We start from the raw sequence: 1,634 nt of genomic DNA, 5'->3' as shown, positions 1-1,634 counted from the left end.
ATCGGCACCCGCTCCCCCAGCCGCGCCTGCTCGGCGGTGATCTGGCCGCGCTCGACCAGCGTCCGAACCAGCGCGGCCGGGGCGGGACGCAGGAACTTCTCCGCGACCTCCACCCGCGAGACCTTGGCAATCACCCTGTGCGCGCGCGTTATTCGACCAGATGCCTCCTGGGAGAGCCCGGCGAGACGATAGCGCACCACTTCGGGACTCAGATCCATGAACGCAGATGCCTCGATGCAGCGAACCCGGTGTCGCAGGCAGGCGTCGACAATCGCACGTTCGAGCGCTGGTTCGGTGGGGCTGTGGATGAGATTGCAGGCGTAGGGCGTATCCCCCAGGGCGCCCGCGAGCTCCGCGAGCGCGGCGTCGATCCGTGCAGGCACGACGCCGGCCGCACCGTACGAGGCGAGAGCGCCGGCGCGCGCCAGCGCGATCACCATCTCCGGTGAGGAGATTCCGTTGGCCATCGCCCCTGCTGCATAGGCTGAACGAACACCATGAAACCCACGGAATGTGCTGTCTCCCAGCGACTGCGGCGACAACGGCCCTACCGCGCCGAGTACCTCTGAGCGCGATGCGACCACCTCGTCCGCCACCATACCGACTCCGTCGGAGGTCCGGACAACCCAGCACGGTTTCTCGAGGTCGAGCAACAGGTTCTGCACTCCGGCTGCGGATCGCACCGGTGCGGACGCAGAGGACGTGGTCATGCCGGTGCCTTCCGTTCGTTGAGTTCGATCGCCCGTTCGGTGAGTTCGATCGAAATGTCCAGGAGTTCGTAGATGCGCAGTCCCGGCTTCCACAGGGACGCATCCGCCGTGATGACGACACCGTCCGCACTGACCGAGACGGTCTTGATATGGACCTCGAGCTCACACGTGCCGTCGGCCGGAAGGAACTGGCCACGGTACTTCCAGGTGAATGCGACTCCCTCGGGAATGTCGAAGGCCGGATCGTGAAGGTTGTCGGCGAAGCCCGCGTCCACCGCCCACTCCTGCATCGCTTGAATCACGGATTCGACGCCGAGGGATCCCGGGATGACCGGATCGAGATGGAAGTGCCGGTCGAAGAACCAGTCCTCGGGGTCGATGTCGCGCAGCGCATGAAGATAGCCGTTGCCGAACGTGCCACCGCCGTCGACGACGTCGACCCAGTCGAGCAGGGCCAGCGTTCCGCGTGAGCAGAGCCGAGCGGCAGGGTCCGCTCGTCGGGCCGCGAGATCGAGGCGGCGGAGCACCACCTCGTTCCCCTGTTCACCGAGCCAGGTCGGGGCGCTCCGTCCCGCATCGAGTCCGGTCTGATTCGCGAGCGCCTCGTCACTGAAGTATCCGAACATCGTTTCGCCCTGGTAGAACGGCTCGTCGTCCACCGACAGCGTGTAGTCGAAGCTCTGCAACGACGACCCGGGAAGCAGCGTGGTCGAGAGTAGACGGGATTCCTGCTGAATTGTCTTGCCCCGCAGATCTACCTGCCGCAGAACCGTCGCTGTTCCGCCGAGATTTCGCAGGCTCTGCGTGGTGTTCGGTGCTGTGAGGGTGGGTCCCAGGTAGTACCCCATCAGGAGGGCAGCTTGCAGCGACGTCTCCATGTACACGAAGTGCGGCATCGACTCGTTCGCACTGTCGGCGTAGTAC

At 65.2% G+C, this 1,634-nt stretch carries 1 protein-coding gene and 1 pseudogene; both read right to left on the bottom strand.

The window, feature by feature from the left end:
• Positions 1-710 (bottom strand): annotated as a pseudogene (locus tag WAW17_RS02480) (2-nitropropane dioxygenase); the annotation flags it as partial.
• A partial coding sequence (locus WAW17_RS02475; protein ID WP_422331437.1) for a beta-hydroxydecanoyl-ACP dehydratase occupies positions 707-1,634 on the bottom strand: 928 nt, incomplete at its 5' end. The gene WAW17_RS02475 and the pseudogene WAW17_RS02480, both read right to left, overlap by 4 nt.

It is taken from the genome of Rhodococcus sp. (in: high G+C Gram-positive bacteria), assembly GCF_049286785.1.
Classification (GTDB): Bacteria; Actinomycetota; Actinomycetes; order Mycobacteriales; family Mycobacteriaceae; genus Rhodococcus_F.
This window is presented reverse-complemented; position numbering and strand designations above follow the sequence as displayed.